This is a genomic window from Pseudomonas sp. FP2294 (assembly GCF_030687625.1).
GTDB lineage: Bacteria > Pseudomonadota > Gammaproteobacteria > Pseudomonadales > Pseudomonadaceae > Aquipseudomonas > Aquipseudomonas shahriarae.
On the sequence record NZ_CP117441.1, the window covers coordinates 2,998,565 to 3,014,191 of the forward strand.

At 59.2% G+C, this 15,627-nt stretch carries 17 protein-coding genes; 11 read left to right on the top strand and 6 right to left on the bottom strand.

Annotated elements, in window-relative coordinates; translation table 11 throughout:
• Positions 1-295: 295 nt before the first annotated feature.
• Positions 296-565, bottom strand: a complete 270-nt coding sequence (locus PSH73_RS13230) for a PepSY domain-containing protein (RefSeq protein WP_057436705.1) — start codon at positions 563-565, stop codon at positions 296-298.
• 151 nt (positions 566-716) lie between these two features.
• Between PSH73_RS13230 and PSH73_RS13235 the strand changes: the two genes are divergently transcribed.
• The 7 genes from PSH73_RS13235 (at position 717) to PSH73_RS13265 (ending at position 6,762) form a co-directional block, all read left to right on the top strand.
• Complete coding sequence (locus tag PSH73_RS13235; RefSeq protein ID WP_057436707.1) at positions 717-1,715, top strand: FecR family protein; 999 nt, start codon at positions 717-719, stop codon at positions 1,713-1,715.
• 344 nt (positions 1,716-2,059) lie between these two features.
• Entirely contained in the window at positions 2,060-2,521 is a 462-nt protein-coding gene (locus tag PSH73_RS13240) for a hypothetical protein (protein WP_057959431.1), read from the top strand.
• Positions 2,518-3,072: a hypothetical protein gene (locus PSH73_RS13245; RefSeq protein WP_057436711.1), complete on the top strand. Its 555-nt coding sequence runs from the start codon at positions 2,518-2,520 to the stop codon at positions 3,070-3,072. Before PSH73_RS13240 ends, PSH73_RS13245 begins: the two co-directional genes overlap by 4 nt.
• 68 nt (positions 3,073-3,140) lie before the next feature.
• Entirely contained in the window at positions 3,141-3,896 is a 756-nt protein-coding gene (locus tag PSH73_RS13250) for a hypothetical protein (protein ID WP_057436713.1), read from the top strand.
• Positions 3,897-3,961: 65 nt separating this feature from the next.
• Positions 3,962-4,642: a C39 family peptidase gene (locus PSH73_RS13255; protein WP_057436715.1), complete on the top strand. Its 681-nt coding sequence runs from the start codon at positions 3,962-3,964 to the stop codon at positions 4,640-4,642.
• A gap of 37 nt (positions 4,643-4,679) precedes the next feature.
• A complete protein-coding gene (locus PSH73_RS13260; RefSeq protein ID WP_057436717.1) occupies positions 4,680-5,426 on the top strand; it encodes a hypothetical protein in 747 nt (248 codons plus the stop codon).
• A gap of 49 nt (positions 5,427-5,475) precedes the next feature.
• Positions 5,476-6,762 carry a hypothetical protein gene (locus tag PSH73_RS13265; protein ID WP_120733208.1) on the top strand — a complete coding sequence of 429 codons (1,287 nt, stop codon included), beginning with the start codon at positions 5,476-5,478 and terminating at the stop codon, positions 6,760-6,762.
• A gap of 83 nt (positions 6,763-6,845) precedes the next feature.
• On the opposite strand, the gene PSH73_RS13270 is transcribed toward PSH73_RS13265, so the two are convergent.
• The gene (locus PSH73_RS13270; RefSeq protein WP_057959427.1) at positions 6,846-8,171 is read right to left on the bottom strand and encodes a sigma-54 dependent transcriptional regulator; all 1,326 of its coding nucleotides are present in this window, start codon (positions 8,169-8,171) and stop codon (positions 6,846-6,848) included.
• A gap of 340 nt (positions 8,172-8,511) precedes the next feature.
• Here PSH73_RS13270 and PSH73_RS13275 point away from each other — a divergent pair, with 340 nt between their 5' ends.
• Positions 8,512-8,778, top strand: coding sequence for a hypothetical protein (locus PSH73_RS13275; protein ID WP_032861167.1), 267 nt, complete (start codon positions 8,512-8,514; stop codon positions 8,776-8,778).
• Positions 8,779-8,960: 182 nt separating this feature from the next.
• On the opposite strand, the gene PSH73_RS13280 is transcribed toward PSH73_RS13275, so the two are convergent.
• From PSH73_RS13280 to gnd, 3 genes are read right to left on the bottom strand one after another with little or no spacing between them, the layout of a single operon-like run.
• Positions 8,961-9,785 carry a Cof-type HAD-IIB family hydrolase gene (locus PSH73_RS13280; RefSeq protein WP_057959426.1) on the bottom strand — a complete coding sequence of 275 codons (825 nt, stop codon included), beginning with the start codon at positions 9,783-9,785 and terminating at the stop codon, positions 8,961-8,963.
• Complete coding sequence (gene zwf, locus PSH73_RS13285) at positions 9,782-11,305, bottom strand: glucose-6-phosphate dehydrogenase (RefSeq protein WP_115128294.1); 1,524 nt, start codon at positions 11,303-11,305, stop codon at positions 9,782-9,784. Before zwf ends, PSH73_RS13280 begins: the two co-directional genes overlap by 4 nt.
• A complete protein-coding gene (gene gnd, locus PSH73_RS13290) occupies positions 11,302-12,282 on the bottom strand; it encodes a phosphogluconate dehydrogenase (NAD(+)-dependent, decarboxylating) (RefSeq protein WP_057959424.1) in 981 nt (326 codons plus the stop codon). The genes zwf and gnd overlap by 4 nt, the downstream gene beginning before the upstream one ends.
• Before the next feature lie 278 nt (positions 12,283-12,560).
• Between gnd and PSH73_RS13295 the strand changes: the two genes are divergently transcribed.
• The 3 genes from PSH73_RS13295 (at position 12,561) to PSH73_RS13305 (ending at position 14,921) form a co-directional block, all read left to right on the top strand.
• Positions 12,561-12,710 (top strand): DUF6026 family protein, encoded by a 150-nt coding sequence (locus tag PSH73_RS13295; protein ID WP_220172963.1) that lies wholly within the window; start codon positions 12,561-12,563, stop codon positions 12,708-12,710.
• Positions 12,711-12,815: 105 nt separating this feature from the next.
• On the top strand, positions 12,816-14,549 hold the full coding sequence (locus tag PSH73_RS13300; RefSeq protein ID WP_305460685.1) for a phosphoethanolamine transferase CptA: 1,734 nt from the start codon (positions 12,816-12,818) through the stop codon (positions 14,547-14,549).
• 150 nt (positions 14,550-14,699) lie between these two features.
• Positions 14,700-14,921: a hypothetical protein gene (locus PSH73_RS13305; RefSeq protein ID WP_057959422.1), complete on the top strand. Its 222-nt coding sequence runs from the start codon at positions 14,700-14,702 to the stop codon at positions 14,919-14,921.
• A gap of 123 nt (positions 14,922-15,044) precedes the next feature.
• On the opposite strand, the gene PSH73_RS13310 is transcribed toward PSH73_RS13305, so the two are convergent.
• Positions 15,045-15,536: a GNAT family N-acetyltransferase gene (locus tag PSH73_RS13310; RefSeq protein WP_057436733.1), complete on the bottom strand. Its 492-nt coding sequence runs from the start codon at positions 15,534-15,536 to the stop codon at positions 15,045-15,047.
• Positions 15,537-15,627: the final 91 nt, after the last annotated feature.

Below are 15,627 nucleotides of genomic sequence, written 5' to 3' on the forward strand. Positions count from 1 at the left end.
TTTCGCTCGTTGATTAACAACGCGCGACAAGTGGGCTGTCAACCACCGACGCGGCTTCAGCGCTATTTAACAAACGCCGGGCAGTGCCGGAGAGCGTTAGCACACAATGGGAAAAAGGCCGTAAAGGCACGATGGGAAACCGTCAAGCGGGTGCTCGACGGTTCCGTCTATGTGCTGAGTTCGCCGCCTGGCAAGCGAATGTTGACTCGGCGGCGCTCATGATCAGTCGCCCGGGACGTCAGTGGGACCCGACGCCTTCAATCGAAGGGATTCGATGAACTGATCCGGTGGGGGGTCAGTCTTTCTGGTCACGCAACACATTGCCCGAAGCACCGTCGATGCGGACCTCATAGACAACACCGTCCGCCTTGCGACCTTTTACTTCCCAGTAACCGTTGTCGTCCGCTTCGGCCTGGTAGACCTCAATGTAACCGGCCTTGGTCTTGGCGGTTTCAATGGCTTTCTCGATGGTAATCCAGCCGGCTCCCGGCTTGTCGGCCAGAGCGGCGCCTGCACCGAGCAAAGTGGCAGTGGCAAGCATGGCAGTGAGGGTTTTCTTCAGCATTTTCTTACTCCGTTATAGAGAATGACTTACAGATCCAGATTTTTAGGGTGTTTGCAGGACGAATTAGTTCCACATTGATGCTCATTCGCCATGATGGCTGTTCTCGGCACCCTGCCCGGAAGGTTAGAATGTAGGAAATCAGGAAGCACCAATGACCCAGCAGCCCCTTTCAGAAGCCGAATATGACGCCGTCACCGATGCTGCCGCGCATTGGTGTATGCGCCTGCATGCTTTTGATTGCACGGCGGCCGAACGCCAGGCGTTCGAAGAGTGGCACGACGCGCATCCCCTGCATGCTTTCGAATATGCGGCCATGCTGGAAATCTGGGATGTGGCCGACCATTTGCCACGCAGCAACGTGCCCTCCCCGCCCCCGGTGCAGGTCCCGCCACCCAGCCGCTGGCGCACCTATGCAGTGGCTGCCGCCATCTCGTTGATGGCCCTGCCCCTGGCCGCTTTCACGGGCTGGGAAGCGGGTTGGCTGCCCAGTTCCTATGAGCATTACCTCGCCGAAGACGGCTTGCGCCAGGTGACCCTGGCCGATGGCAGCGAAGTGGAACTGAACCTGGGCACCGAGCTGGTCTACAGCAACTATAAAGATGAGCGCCGGGCCACCCTGAAAAAAGGTGAAGCGTTCTTTAAGGTCAGCCATGACCGCGAACACCCGTTTGTGGTGCGCGCCGGTACCGGGCAGATCCGAGTGACAGGCACCCAGTTCAACGTCTGGAAATACGACGACCAGGTGCGGGTCATGTTGCTGGAGGGTTCGGTGAAGATCAGCAGCGATGCCAGCCACAGCGGCGTGAGCCTCACTCCCGGAATGCAGGCCAGTTACCACGGGGGCGATGCGCAACCACAGCTACAGGCATTCAACCCCCATGATCCGGCGCTGGCCTGGCGCACCGGCAAGTTGATCCTCGACAACCTGGCACTGGTGGATGCCCTGCCCCTGATCAACCGTTACCTGAGCAAACCGGTGATGCTGGCCGATACCGGTACCGGCAATATCCGTATTGGCGGGATCTACGATATCCATGAAGTCACCCACCTGGTGTCGTCCCTGCCCAAGGTACTGCCGGTCTACCTGACCCAGAACCAGGATGGCAACACCGTTCTCAACTCGATACCGCGCAAAGTCCCCAAGACCTGACCTTCGCCAAGGCAGCACGGCGTGCATTGCCGGGCAACTGTGCGCGCCGCACTGTCCACTTTTGAAACACCCATCACCGCGCAACGCCCCTCTGGCTGTGGATTCATCGGTTCGTCATCAATAGTGTTGCATTGCTGAAACACCCTCTTCCCCCCAGTCTGCCTATGCCAGGTGCCGGTCATTCCCCGGCGTCACGTCTCAGGCCTGATACACCTCGCCCTACGCCCGCCCCGCCAGAAGCCCCAAGTCATTGAAAAACAAGTCAATATAAAAAGCGGCACAGCTCCTGCTCTATTCCTAACAGCGCTGTTTAGGGTCAGCGTCACAGAACAAGGAATGATGCCGTGGCAACTCTCAATCAAGGCTCACTGAGCCTCCTGCTGATCAGCTGTGTACTCAGCGCCAGTGTGAGCGTACCCGCCCTCGCCGAAAACGGCGTCATCGTTACCGGGCGCAACGTCCAAGGCCATATGGCCGGGCGTTCTTCCTTCGGACCGGATCCTTATCCCACTACGGCCAATGCCAATCCTGGCGCGCAGATTCTACGCTCGACGACTAACGGCGAACTCAGCGACAACGACTTCGCAGGGGTCAGCAGTGGTTCCAGCATCACTCGATCCATCCTGCCCAATGGCACCCTCCCTGGCTTGAGCACCACCCATGGCAGCAGCGCCTCCGGGCTGGGTGCAGGCGCGGCTGCGGGCCATAGCGGTGGCAGCAGCCTGGGCGGACAGATCAGCGGGACGATTGAGCGTGGCATGGCCCCGCTGAACAACATCGGCAGCCTGATGGGAGGCCAGCAATGAAGCGCTCGTGGCTGATGCTCGCCGTGCTGGGTAGCTGCGCCGCGATGGCAGACAGCAATAACAACGCACTTATCGACAGCTCAGGCCAGCAGTACAGCGGCGTCGCTTCCATCAACCAGGCCGCTGGCAACCAGCAACAGCAGATCAATAGCCGTGCGATTACGGTCGGTGGCCAATCCACTGACGTACTGGTGCAGCGGCTCGATGGCCAGGTCGACCCGTCCCTGAATGCCAGCGCGGCGATCCAGGGTTCATCTTTCAGCAATGGCAACGGTGTACTGGGCGTCAACCAGTCGGCCGGGGCCAACAACCAGACAATCAATGCGGTGCGGATCAGCATCAACCCAGGCCCGCAAAGCATTGATGACAGCGTCCTGTCGCAACAGAACATGACGCTGCTACCAGACTCCCGATCCTCCTCTACCACTGGCAGCCGCCAGGTCGTTACCAGCGACCAGGCCTTCACCGGCAGCCGTGGAGTGGTACAGGTGAATCAGAGTGCAGGGGTGGGGAACCGCATGGCTAACACCCTCGGTATCACTATCAAGTAACTGCTTGATAGGTGTTTGTTAGGCCGTACCAACACTTAACCAACTAATTAGAAGCAAGGAGATACACCATGAAACCTACAATGGCTCTCAAACCACTGGTTTTTGCTCTGGCTGCGCTCATGGCTGTTGCTGCACAAGCTAGTGAAGATAAGTGGAAGCCAACCCCTGCCCCTAGCGGCACCGTGGCAGCCGTCGTGACCGACACTCAACTGAGCAAAGACAACAAGTTCGACGACACCAAAACCAACAACGACGCCTCGGCCAACCGCTCGCTGAACAGCAGCGACGGTAACCTGGGCGCCAACGTTGCCGCAGGCAGTGGTAACCAACAAGACAACAGCGCTGCCATCACCAGCAGTGCTGCCAAGGACGCCCTGGCGGTTTTCGCGATCGTAGACGTCGAGCAAACATCTAAAGACAACAAGTTCACCAACAAAGGCACGCAAAACGATGCTTCGCTGAACAACTCGGCGAACAACAGCTCGGGTAACGTGGGTGTCAACGTCACCGCAGGCCAAGGCAACCAGCAGAAAAACAACCTGGCAATCGTAACCTCCGACGGCAAAAATATTGGCGCTGCGGCCGTCACCAGCCAGGAATCGTTGAACAACACCTTCCTCAACACTGCTTCGGCTGGCAAAGGCTACGGCAACTGGGGCAAGACCTACGTCAACAACGATGCCTCCATCAACCACTCGGGTAACAATGCTTCCGGCAACATCGGAATCAACGTGTCCGCGGGTTCTGGCAACCAGCAATCCAACTCCCTGTCCCTGGGCAGCGGTTGCACCCAGTGCGCAGCTGGCAGCGGCGTACGCTTCTGACCTGACGCAGAGGGCCTTGGCAACAAGGCCCTTTTTTATTCCCGTGCCCACCCGGTCATTCGATCATGCGCCTCGCGACCCTGTGCCTGCTGTTAACCCTCACCGGCCCTTCCTGGGCTGGGCAAATGGCGATTTCCGCCATGCCCGGCGGTGCGGTGATTTTCAAGAAGGTCGAGAGCATCCGCGAGCGACGGTTCGCCAACCTGGTGGAACAGAAAACCGATTTCAGCTGCGGTGCCGCAGCACTCGCCACCATCCTGCGCCAGGGTTACTGGCTGGATGTTGATGAAGAACACGTCATCAAGGGCATGCTGGTCAACGCCGACCAGGACCTGGTACGCACCCAGGGCTTTTCCATGCTGGACATGAAGCGCTACCTCGAAAGCATTGGCATGCGGGCCAGGGGCTACAAGATCGGGGCGGACACCCTGACAACGGTGAAGATTCCGGTGGTGGTGCTCCTGGATATCCGTGGCTACAAGCACTTTGTGGTGATGCAGCGCGCAGAGAAAGACTGGATCTACATCGGCGACCCGGTACTGGGCAACAAACGCTACTCGCGGGACGACTTCCTCGCCGGATGGAACGGCATCGTGTTTGCGGTGCTGGGTGAAGGCTACGACAAGGCCAACGCCCTGCTCGATCCGCCGATACCGTTGACCGCCAAGGGCAAAATGAACGAGTTCCGGCCCGTGGGCGACGCCGAGCTGATGGACTTCGGTTTCATCCAGAGCGACTTCTTCTAGAAGCGCCATAAGGAGCAGGAAGCTCCAGGAGCAGATGATGAACACTTACCGTTGGCTGACGGTCCTGTGCCTGGCAGCCTCAATGCCCGCTTATGCAGCCTCGGCGTTCAAGCCGATTGAAATAAATGATGCTGAACTGGCCCAACTGCGCGGCCGCTTCGTCATGCCGGGGCGGATTGTCAGCTTCGGTATTGTGATGAGCACCACCTGGACCAACGCCGCAGGCGATACCAGCACCGTCAAGGCCAACATGCAGATCGACTCCTCCACCATCACGCCGCAGTTCTATGTGCAGACTACCGGCGAGACCGGCAAAGGCAGCGACCGCCCCACGGGGACCGGTACGGTCATCGGCGGCTCCGGGCTGGGTACCGGCGCCGGCGTGACACAAACCGTACGCGCCGCGGGCGATGGCAATACGGCCTATAACAACGTCGGGATCAATGTCAGTGAGAACGGCCTGGCGCCCGCCAATCTGGTGCAGTCGGGCCAGGTACTGGTCGCTGGCGGTTCGATCTCTGGTAATAGCGCCGCTGGCAAGGTGAGTGTTTCTGCCAATAACGGCGGCCTGCAGATGGCGATCCAGGCCAACCATAATCAGGGCAGCGCCGTGCAGCAGATCGGCGGCGGCAATGTGCTGCAAGGCACGATTCTGCAAGGCAATAGCAACTTCGTTAATAACATGACCCAACTGAATGTCGTGCTCGGTAGCAACGGACTAAACAACGTGGCACTGAACTGCAACCTGGACCAACTCAAGGGTCTACGCACTCTCGGTTATTGAACTACGCTGACCCTCGACACTTACGCATTAGAAAAGGACGGCTTATTTCATGCATCGAACGTTATCGCTACGCGCCGTTGTTTGTTTAAGTACGCTCTTGCCCGCGAGTTTGTTGTACGCAGCGCCAGACGCCGATATCGAAACCCTCAAACAGGAACTGCTGGAACTCAAGCAACGCTACGAAGTACAGCAAAAAGCCCTGGCGGTCCTGGAGCAACGGGTGCGCCAGGTCGAGGACCAGCCCGCAGTACCCGCGCCCAAGCGCCTGGCCAAGTCACCTGCAGATTTCAAGCAAAGCGGCAGTACGGTGGCCGCCAGTGGCACCGGCGGTGCAACCGGCAGCTCCTATGGGCAGGCCCTCAAGGATGATTCGGCGCCGGCACAGAGTGTCAGCAACCTCTATAACGAGGCCAGCGGGTTCTTTGGCAATGGCAAGTTCAGCTTTGAGACGGGCATTACCTACGCTCGCTACGATGCCCGGCAATTGACCCTCAATGGTTTCCTGGCACTGGACTCAATCTTCCTCGGCAATATCAACCTGGATCGCATCAAGGCGGATAACTGGACCCTGGACATGACGGGCCGCTACAACGTCGATAACCGTTGGCAGTTCGACGTCAACGTCCCCGTGGTGTACCGCGAATCGACCTATCAGTCCGGGGGCGCCAATGGTGGCGCGGGAACAGCGACTTCAGAGGAGTCGGTCAGTCGCGACCCGACCATCGGCGACGTCAACTTCGGGGTTGCCTACAAGTTCCTCGATGAATCCCCCACCCTGCCGGACGCCGTACTCTCGGTACGGGTCAAGGCGCCGACCGGCAAGGAGCCGTTCGGTATCAAGCTGGTACGCTCGCCGTCCAACACCAACCTCTATGTGCCGGAGAACCTGCCAACCGGCAATGGCGTATGGTCGGTGACCCCGGGGATTTCCCTGGTCAAGACCTTCGATCCGGCCGTGCTGTTCGGCTCGCTCTCCTACACCCACAACTTCGAAGATTCGTTTGACGACATCAGCTCCACGGTCAACGAAAAAGTCGGCGGCAAGGTACGCCTGGGCGACAGCTTCCAGTTCGGTGTCGGCGTGGCATTTGCCTTGAACGAGCGTATGAGTATGTCGTTCTCGGTGTCTGACCTGATCCAGCGCAAGAGTAAGCTCAAACCCGACGGTGGCGACTGGCAGTCGATTGTGTCCAGTGACGCCAACGCGGGCTACTTCAACGTCGGCATGACCATTGCCGCCAGCGAAAACCTGACCATCGTGCCCAACCTGGCCATCGGCATGACAGATGACGCGCCGGACTTCACCTTCAGCCTGAAATTTCCGTACTACTTCTAAACGCGCCTACAGGGAATGGCGAGTTTGAGATAAGGAAAAGCCCCGCCGCGATAAGGGTCGCGACGGGGCTTTTTTTACCCGCCCTAGCGGATCTGGTGTTTGTGCAGTAACCGGTAGAAGGTGGGCCGGGAAACCCCCAGGACCCGGGCGGCAACACTCAGGTTGTCGCTGTGGCGGTTCAGCACATCGCACAGCGCCTGGCGTTCGGCGCGGTGCTTATAGTCTTCTAGTGTAGCCATGGGCAGCGCGATTGCCTTTTGGCTTTGCAACCCCAGGTCGGCCGCTTCGATTTGCCGCCCTTCGGCCAGGACCAGACCGCGCCGCACCCGGTTGGCCAGTTCGCGCACATTGCCCGGCCAACCATGCTTGCCCATGGCGAGCAGCGCGTCCTCGCTGAAACTGCGCGGACGGCGCCCGGTTTCCTGGCTGTAGAACCGGGAAAAATGATTGGCCAGCATCCCCACATCGCCATGGCGCTCACGCAGCGGTGCGGTGAGCACTTGCAGGACATTGAGCCGGTAGTACAAGTCTTCGCGGAAGGTGCCCTTTTCGATGGCCGCTTCCAGATCGACGTGTGTCGCGGCCAACACCCTGACATCCACCGGGATCGGCTGGCTGCCACCGACACGCTCGATATGTTTTTCCTGGAGAAAGCGCAACAGGTTGGCTTGCAACTCCATCGGCAGGTCACCGATCTCGTCGAGGAACAGGGTGCCGCCATTGGCCGCTTCGATGCGCCCGATCTTGCGTTGGTGGGCGCCGGTAAATGCACCTTTTTCATGGCCAAACAGTTCGGACTGGATCAGGTGTTCCGGAATAGCCCCGCAATTGATCGCCACGAATGGCTTGGCGTGCCGCTGGGATTGCCGGTGCAAGGTCTTGGCCACCAGTTCCTTGCCGGTGCCGCTGTCGCCACGGATCAGAATCGGCGACTCGGTAGGGGCCAGTTTCGCCAGCAGTTTGCGCAGTTCGCGGATTGGCCGGCTGTCACCCAACAGTTCATGTTCGGGCTCGGCCACATAGGCGCAGCCTTTACCCCGCAAGCGCGCCATGCCAAAGGCCCGGCCCAGGGTGACCTGGACGCGCGCCACATCGAACGGCAAGGTATGGAAGTCAAAAAACCATTCACAGACAAAGTCGCCGACATTCTGCAGGCGCAGCATCTCGGGGCTGAGCACGGCTATCCATTCGGTACCGCTGCGACTGATCAGCTCCTTGACCGCCTCGGGTCGCTCCAGGTGTTTGGGCTGGAGTCGCAATAATCCTACGTCACAGGTGCGATCGCCCAAGGCATCCAGGGCACAGCTGTCCACTGCCCATCCAGCCGCCCGCAAACCAGGCAATAACTGGTGGCAGTCGTCACAGGGATCGACCACAAGCAAGCGACGCAGGGCTGGTGTAACAACCATGACTGTTCCTTGGCGTCAAAAACATTAAAGTTATTTAGAAACAACAGTTTGGGCGAGCTGCTCATAACCCTAGCAAGATCTTGACACTACGCTTGTATCGTTTCGCGATAAAAGATCTCGGGATACGGCATTTGGCGATCAACCCGCTTTAGTGCGCTGATTTGAATCTTTCCCGGCCTTTCAAAAGCGCCGCTTACATGACGTTAATCACGAAAAGTTGAATTTTCTTGTTTTAGCATGTGACCCGTACCCCGTCATCGTGCATCAGTACAGGTACTAGCCGAACGGTAAGCCCAACCGACGGCACATCTTTTGATTGGGCACTTAGAGAGAAGACCCCATGAACGCCCCGCTCCGTATCAACGAAGCTCTTTTGATCGCAGACCGTGCTTTCCAACCCTTTCACTGCGTGGCCTGGGCCCCACAAGACGGTACTGGCGAGCTGAGCCTGACCGTGATCGACCGCACCGAAAACCGCATCGGGCGCAAACAGATTCCTTGCAGCACTTATTCCGATCCAAAACAATTGGAAACCCTGCTGCTGCAAGCCCGCGCCGAACTCAATGGCGAAGGCTATCAGCTACAGTCCTGGGCAATGCCCAAGTAAGTTAACGCAGCTACTGCGACATACCGTCGCTTCTTATATTGGCTGCAACTTGTTAAAACTATTAAACCCGTGGCGAGTGAGTTCGACCCTCGCCACGGGTTTTGCGTGCCTGCAACTTTCGTAGCGCCCTTCTTTATATAGCAGCCATGGCATGATCACTTGATCTTCCAGTGAGCCTTCAGTTACTGGCGGTGAAGGATCAACCGTTCAATGGCTTCGGCAGCACCGTCCTCGACATTGCTGCCGGTGACCAGGTTGGCCTGACGTTTGACCACCTCTTCTGCCTGCCCCATGGCAATCGACAACCCGGCCACTTCAAACATCGCCGGATCATTGCCACCATCGCCGATGGCTGCCGTCTGCTCCAGCGCCACCCCAAGGTGCGCAGCCAGGGTTTTCAGGGCATCGCCCTTGTTGGCCTTCATTGCGGTGATATCGAGATAGACCGGCTGCGAACGCGAAACCTGAGCCAAGCCTGCAACCTTGGGCTGCAAGCGCGCTTCCAGCTCGACCAGCAACTGTGCATTGGCGCTGGCGGCGACGATCTTGTCGATCCGCCCCAGGAACGGCTCGAAACTCTCCACCACGACCGGCGCATAACCGAGGCCATGCTGCTCCCGAGGCACCATCGGGCCCGAGGGGTCACGCAGCAGCCACTCACCATCGGCAAACACCCAGATTTCCACCTCCGGCTGGTCGCACAACAGTGCCAGGGTGATCAGCGCCGCCTCTGCCGGCAAGTGGTGGGCCACCAGAATGCTGCCATCCGGGTTCACCAGGGTGCCGCCGTTGAATCCCGCCGTGGGTACATCGACGCCCAGGGCTTCGATCTGCTGCAACATCGCCCTCGGCGGCCGCCCGGTGGCCAGGCTGAAAAACACCCCGGCTTCGCGCAGCGCCCGCACGGCAGCGATGGTGCGCTGGCTGAGGCTGTGATCGGGCAGCAACAAGGTGCCGTCCATATCACTCAACAAAAAACGGATGGGGTGAATCGTCTCCTCACTCATCCGAGGCTATGCCAGGCGCGGCCATCACGGGCCAGCAACGCATCCGCTGCCGCTGGGCCATCTTCCCCGGCCTTGTAGGCCTGGATGCCATCGTCCTTCTGCCAGGCATCGAGAAACGGTTGCACCGCACGCCAGCCGTTTTCGATGTTATCGGCACGCTGGAACAGGGTCTGATCGCCGGTCAGGCAATCATAGATCAGCGTCTCGTAGCCGGTGGAAGGCTGCATCTCGAAGAAGTCCTTGTAGGCAAAACCCAGCTGGATGTTGGCCATGTCCAGGGTCGGCCCGGGCTTTTTCGCCAGCAGGTCGAACCACATGCCTTCATTGGGCTGGATCTGGATTTTCAGGTACGTCGGCTTGACCTCGTCGACTTCGGTATCGCGAAACTGGGCATAGGGCGCTGGTTTGAAGCAGATAACGATTTCGGTATCGCGCACGCTCATGCGCTTGCCGGTGCGCAGGTAGAACGGCACGCCGACCCAACGCCAGTTATCAATCATCACCTTGAGCGCAACGAAGGTTTCGGTGCTGCTGTCCGGGGCCACATTGGCCTCCTGCCGATAGCCCGGCAGCGCCTTGCCGCCGATCTCGCCGGCGGTGTACTGGCCGCGCACCGAGTTGGCCCGTGCATCCTCCAGCGACCAGGGGCGCACGGCCCCGATCACCTTGGCCTTCTCGCCACGCACCGCATCGGCGCCAAAGGCTGCCGGCGGTTCCATGGCAATCATCGCCAGCAACTGGAACAGGTGGTTGGGCACCATATCGCGCAGGGTGCCGGTGTTTTCGAAGAAACTGCCCCGGGTTTCCACACCGACCGTTTCGGCAGCGGTGATCTGCACGTGGTCAATGTAGTGGTTGTTCCAGAACGCCTCGAACAGCACGTTGGAGAAACGGCTGATCAGAATGTTCTGCACCGTTTCCTTGCCCAGGTAATGGTCGATGCGATAGATCTGCTTCTCAGTCATGACCTTGAGCAGGCAGGCGTTGAGCGCCTCGGCGGTGGCCAGGTCGGAGCCGAACGGCTTTTCGATGACCACGCGGCGGAAAGCCCCGGGGCTTTCCTCCAGCAGGTTGGCCCGGCCCAGGCGCTGCACCACTTCACTGAAGAAGCGCGGCGCGGTGGCCAGGTAGAACACCGCGTTGCCCGTGCCGCTATCGGCGATTTTGCTGGCAATGTCGGCATAGGTGCCGTCATCGAGAAAATCGCCCTGCACGTAGCTGATGCCCTTGGCCAACTGGGCCCACAACTGTGGGTCCAGTGCATGTTCGGCATTCCCCTTGACCTTGCTCGCCGCTTCGGTGCGGATGAAGTCTTCGAGTTTCTTGGCGAAGTCTGCATCGCTGATAGCGTTGTGATCCACCCCGACAATTCGCAGCCCCTCACCCAGCAAGCCATCGCGACTGAGGTTGTACAGCGCCGGCATCAGCAGGCGCTTGACCAGGTCGCCATGGGCGCCGAACAGGAACAAGGTAGTGGGTGGAGCGGGTTCGGCCTTGGGTTTCTTGCCGGTGGCCGTCATTTTTTGGAAGTCTCCACATGGCCGCCAAAGCCGAAGCGCATGGCCGACAGCAGCTTGTCACCGTAAGTGCTTTGCTGGCGCGAGCGGAACCGGGCAAACAACGAGTTGGACAGCACCGGTACCGGTACCGATTGCTCCATGGCCGCTTCGATGGTCCAGCGCCCTTCGCCGCTGTCGGCCACGGAACCGGAGTAACCGTCGAGCTTGGGGTCGGTCGCCAGGGCATCGGCTGTGAGGTCGAGCAGCCAGGAGGACACAACGCTGCCGCGACGCCAGACTTCAGCGATATCGGCCACGTTCAGGTCAAAACGCTGTTCTGGCGGCAGGTTTTCCGAGTTCTTGGTCTTGAGAATGTCAAAGCCTTCGGCAAACGCCTGCATCATGCCGTACTCGATGCCGTTGTGGATCATCTTCACGAAGTGCCCGGAACCGGCAGGGCCGGCGTGGATATAGCCACGTTCGGCGCGGTCGTCGGTAGCGGTACGGTCCTTGGTGCGCGGGATATCGCCCAGGCCCGGCGCGAGGGTGGCGAAGATCGGGTCCAGGTGCTTGACGGTCTCGGCGTCGCCGCCAATCATCATGCAGTAACCGCGCTCCAGGCCCCACACGCCACCGGAAGTGCCGACGTCGATGTAGTGCAGGCCTTTTTCCGCCAGCGCCTTGCCGCGACGTACGTCATCTTTATAGAAGGTGTTGCCGCCGTCGATGATCACATCGCCGGGTTCCATCAGTTCGCTCAGGTCGTTGATCGTGGTTTCGGTGGGCTCGCCCGCCGGTAACATGACCCAGACAGCCCGCGGCTTTTGCAGGCCCGCGACCAGGGCAGGCAGATCGGCAACGCCGGTCGCGCCCTCTTCACTCAAGCCTTTGACGAATGCTTCATTGCGGTCGTAGACCACGGTGGTATGCCCATTGAGCATCAAGCGGCGCGCAATATTCCCGCCCATGCGGCCTAGTCCGATAATCCCCAGTTGCATGTATTGATGCTCCCAACTACAAATAAAAATGTGTGACACAGTTTATAGCGCAATGACGAATTAGTCCGGCGCCAATCGCACTAGTTTCATCACAAAAAGAGGCCATCGTTTCACCATCACTGGCTGAAAAGTCACAGCGACCCTGAAAAATAAAAAAGTTCCCTTGAGCCCAAAAAGAAATCAGAATCGCCCCTGACTCCTGCCGAGGGCCTCGACTCAAGCGCTCTGGCACCGCGATACACCGGCTATTTGCGAGGTAAGCAATGCGCACAGCACAGATGACACGCCCGCCACAGACCCTCTACGTCACCGTCCGTCGCGACGAACTGCGCCAGCTGAAAGACGAACGCGAGCAGTTGCAGCAGGAAGTGATCCGTCTGCGGGCGCAGTTGCAGGCTCAGTTGGCAAACCAAGCCATTACCTGCTGAACCCCGGGTCCAACTCACAAACTTTTCACCCGCCCTTCCCGATAATCCTGCGCCAGAACGCCGCCTCGCGCATGGGCGGCGGCAATTATCGGGTTGGAGCGCTGCATGGCGAGCACGAAGTCTGCAAAAGGGTTTGATTGGGCCGGCCTGGGCTGGATGTTCCTGTTTTTCTGGTATTTCTCCGGTATTACCCAACTGCTGATCCAACTGACCGGCACTTCCGGCTTCAGTGGTTTCCGCCAGGCGTTCTTCATGAGTGCGCTGTGGTTGGCACCCATGCTGCTGTTCCCGCGTCGCGCCCGGCTACTCGCCGCGCTGATCGGTGTGGTGCTGTGGGCCTGTTCCATGGCCAGCCTGGGCTACTTCTTTATTTACCAGCAGGAATTTTCCCAGAGCGTCATCTTCATCATGTTCGAGTCGAACATCTCTGAAGCCGGCGAGTATGCAACGCAATACTTTGCCTGGTGGATCGTGCTGGCCTTTATTGCCCACACTGCCCTGGCCGTCTTCCTCTGGACCCATGTGCGCCCGGTCTACCTGCCCCGGGTCCGGGCAATGGTCGCGGCGACGGCCATTGTGCTGGCGATTGTCGGCTATCCGCTGGTCAAGCAGATTGCCACCAACGACACCCTGGAACGGGCCATCGATGGCTTCGAAACCCGGGTCGAACCTGCCGTGCCGTGGCAGATGATTGTTGCCTATCGCCGCTACACCCAGCAGTTGAACAACATGCAGGGCATGCTCGACAACGTCAGCAAGATCCCGCCCCTGAGCAACTTCAAGGACAGCATGGCCGGCCAACCGTCGACCCTGGTGCTGGTGATCGGCGAGTCCACCAACCGGCAGCGCATGAGCCTCTACGGCTACCCGCGCAAGACCACGCCGGAACTGGACAAGCTGCGTGACCAATTGGATGTGTTCGACAACGTCATCACCCCGCGCCCCTACACCATCGAGGCGCTGCAACAGGTACTGACCTTTGCCGATGAAGACAATCCGGATCTGTATCTGAAGACCCCTTCCATCGTCAGCATGATGAAACAGGCTGGCTACAAGACCTTCTGGATCACCAACCAGCAGACCATGACCAAGCGCAACACCATGCTCACCACGTTCTCCGAACAGGCCGACGAGCAGGTGTACCTCAACAACAACCGTAACCAGAACGCCCGCCAGTACGATGGCGACGTGCTGGAGCCGTTCTCCAAGGCCCTGGCCGACAAGGCCGAGCGCAAGCTGATCGTGGTGCACCTGCTGGGTACCCATATGAGCTATCAGTACCGCTACCCGCCAAGCTTCGACACCTTTACCGACCGCCAGGGTGTCCCGGACGCGGTCAGTGACGACCAGCTGCCGACCTACAACAGCTATGACAACGCAGTGCGCTACAACGACTTCGTGGTGTCGAGCCTGATCAAGGACTACGCCAAGACCGACCCCAATGGTTTCCTGCTGTACCTCTCCGACCACGGCGAGGATGTGTTCGACTCGGCGGGCCATGACACCCTGGGCCGCAACGAGGGCAAGCCGACAGCCCCGATGTACACCATCCCCTTCATGACCTGGGCCTCGCCAAAGTGGCGCGCCACCCACGACTGGAACATGCAGGGCGATATACAACGGCCCTACAGCAGCTCGCAGTTGATTCATACCTGGGCCGACCTGGCCGGCTTGAGTTTCGACGAACTGGACCGCAGCCGCAGCCTGGTCAGCGACAGCTTCAAGCCACGGCCATTGCTGATCGGCGATCCCTACCAGCGTTCACAGAAGGCCTTGATCGACTTCAGCCTGATCAAGCCCAAAGCCAGTACTGCACCCCGGAGTGTGGTCCAGAAGTAAACGACCCGCGCCCCGTCCAGAGTTAACCCCTGCGGTTAACTTTGGATGTGCTTGACGTTAACCCCCACTTAATTAGCTTCCTACAGACTATTCCCATAAATCTGACCAGGGACGGTGCAGACACGATCACTTTTAATGGGAATACCTGCGATGAAACTTTCAACCTTGATGCTTGCTGGCCTGCTGGGCCTGACCTCCGCTGCCGCCTTCGCCGAAGGCGGCGCTGAGCGCGTGAAGGAGCACTTCGATAATTTCAGCTTCACCCAGAAACAAATCCACAACGACACCGAACAGACGGCGGCTGCCGACGCCAAGGGTGCTGAATCCGGGTCCACCCAACACACGCGGGATGCTGAGCAACCCAAAGGCTGATGCACGAGTAATACCCGGCACCATTATGCTCTGGTGGTGAAGGTCAATTTGGCGCCCTGTACAGGGCGCTTTTTTTTGCCTGGTCGAACCTTCCCAAGGGGAGCGCGGGAACGACCTGAGGATTTAGAGGGCCTTGCTCCAGAACAGCATGCGGCCATGGGCTGGGTCGAAGATCGAGTCATCGAAGCCGAACTTGCGGTACGACGCCTGCGCCACTGGATTACCTTCCAGCACTTCCAGGGTGATCTTGCAGCAACCGCGCTGGCGGGCGATTTCCTCGACCTTTTGCAGCATTTTCTGGCTCAGGCCCAGGCCTCGGAACGGTTCCTTGACCACCACATCATGCACGTTGACCAGCGGCCGGCAGGCAAAGGTCGAAAACCCTTCAAAACAGTTAACAAGCCCGGCCGGCTCGCCGCCAACAAAGGCCAGCACGCTGAAGGCATGGGGACGCTTGGCCAATTCCGCCGGCAATTGTTGCAGCAGGTCGGCGGACAGGGCATGGCCACCGCCCATGGGGTCTTGTGCATAGTGGTTGAGCAACAGGCCAATGGCCTCGGCGTGCACGGAGTTGCTGTAGCTGGCTTGCAGCACCAATATTTCTGCGGCTTCCATTTCCTTCCTCGATAACTGCCCGGCAGGGATGAGCTCCCCGCAAAAGCTCGATTGTAAGCGGGGTGTAGGGGTTAGATGAAGGAGATTAACT

Coding starts and splice junctions, on each gene's coding strand:
- PSH73_RS13265 (WP_120733208.1), top strand. CDS start 5,476: ATGCATCGAACGTTATCGCTACGCGCCGTTGTTTGTTTAAGTACGCTC.
- PSH73_RS13275 (WP_032861167.1), top strand. CDS start 8,512: ATGAACGCCCCGCTCCGTATCAACGAAGCTCTTTTGATCGCAGACCGT.
- PSH73_RS13310 (WP_057436733.1), bottom strand. CDS start 15,536: ATGGAAGCCGCAGAAATATTGGTGCTGCAAGCCAGCTACAGCAACTCC.
- PSH73_RS13255 (WP_057436715.1), top strand. CDS start 3,962: ATGCGCCTCGCGACCCTGTGCCTGCTGTTAACCCTCACCGGCCCTTCC.
- gnd (WP_057959424.1), bottom strand. CDS start 12,282: ATGCAACTGGGGATTATCGGACTAGGCCGCATGGGCGGGAATATTGCG.
- PSH73_RS13300 (WP_305460685.1), top strand. CDS start 12,816: ATGGCGAGCACGAAGTCTGCAAAAGGGTTTGATTGGGCCGGCCTGGGC.
- zwf (WP_115128294.1), bottom strand. CDS start 11,305: ATGACGGCCACCGGCAAGAAACCCAAGGCCGAACCCGCTCCACCCACT.
- PSH73_RS13260 (WP_057436717.1), top strand. CDS start 4,680: ATGAACACTTACCGTTGGCTGACGGTCCTGTGCCTGGCAGCCTCAATG.
- PSH73_RS13245 (WP_057436711.1), top strand. CDS start 2,518: ATGAAGCGCTCGTGGCTGATGCTCGCCGTGCTGGGTAGCTGCGCCGCG.
- PSH73_RS13235 (WP_057436707.1), top strand. CDS start 717: ATGACCCAGCAGCCCCTTTCAGAAGCCGAATATGACGCCGTCACCGAT.
- PSH73_RS13250 (WP_057436713.1), top strand. CDS start 3,141: ATGAAACCTACAATGGCTCTCAAACCACTGGTTTTTGCTCTGGCTGCG.
- PSH73_RS13280 (WP_057959426.1), bottom strand. CDS start 9,785: ATGAGTGAGGAGACGATTCACCCCATCCGTTTTTTGTTGAGTGATATG.
- PSH73_RS13295 (WP_220172963.1), top strand. CDS start 12,561: ATGACACGCCCGCCACAGACCCTCTACGTCACCGTCCGTCGCGACGAA.
- PSH73_RS13230 (WP_057436705.1), bottom strand. CDS start 565: ATGCTGAAGAAAACCCTCACTGCCATGCTTGCCACTGCCACTTTGCTC.
- PSH73_RS13270 (WP_057959427.1), bottom strand. CDS start 8,171: ATGGTTGTTACACCAGCCCTGCGTCGCTTGCTTGTGGTCGATCCCTGT.
- PSH73_RS13305 (WP_057959422.1), top strand. CDS start 14,700: ATGAAACTTTCAACCTTGATGCTTGCTGGCCTGCTGGGCCTGACCTCC.